This is a genomic window from Prevotella sp. CAG:255 (assembly GCF_000431195.1).
GTDB classification, from domain to species: domain Bacteria; phylum Bacteroidota; class Bacteroidia; order Bacteroidales; family Bacteroidaceae; genus Prevotella; species Prevotella rara.
In genome coordinates this window covers 1-809 of the sequence record NZ_HF986823.1, presented here as the reverse complement: position 1 = coordinate 809, position 809 = coordinate 1, and the positions used below count along the sequence as shown (strand labels likewise).

Below are 809 nucleotides of genomic sequence, written 5' to 3'. Positions count from 1 at the left end.
GTGGACGAGTCGCACCAGTTCAAGAACCTGACGTTCAACACAAGGCATGACCGTGTGGCGGGTCTGGGCAACTCGGAAGGCAGCCAGAAGGCACTGAACCTGCTGTTTGCCATCCGCACCATTCAGGAGCGGACGGGAAAGGATCTGGGGGCGACGTTTCTGTCGGGCACGACCATCAGCAACTCGCTGACGGAGCTGTACCTGCTTTTCAAGTACCTGCGCCCGAAGGAGCTGGAAAGGCAGGACATACGATGCTTTGACGCATGGGCGGCAATCTTCGCCAAGAAGACGACGGATTTTGAGTTCAATGTGACGAACAACATCGTGCAGAAGGAACGCTTCCGCTACTTCATCAAGGTGCCGGAGCTGGCGGCGTTCTACAACGAGATAACGGACTACCGCACGGCAGAGGATGTGGGCGTGGACCGTCCGCACAAGAACGAGATACTGCACAACATACCTCCCACGCCCGACCAGGAACATTTCATCAAACGGCTGATGGAATTTGCCAAGACGGGCGACGCCACGCTGCTGGGACGCGGGAAACTGTCGGAAACAGAGGAAAAGGCGAAGATGCTCATCGCCACGGACTACGCAAGGAAGATGGCACTGGACCTGCGCATGATAGACCCGGAATATGAAGACCACCCGGACAACAAGGCGAGTCACTGCGCAAGGATGATAGCGGAATACTACCGCAGGTATGATGCACAGAAAGGAACGCAATTCGTGTTTTCGGACCTGGGGACGTACCAGTCGGGACAATGGAGCGTATATACCGAGATAAAGCGCAAGCTGGTGGAAGACCA

1 protein-coding gene is annotated in these 809 nt (G+C 56.0%); it reads left to right on the top strand.

The genetic code is table 11. The annotated features are described in order from the left end of the window. Positions 1-809: SNF2-related protein (locus QVO66_RS09845; protein WP_369678049.1), on the top strand; the 809-nt coding region annotated here is incomplete at both ends.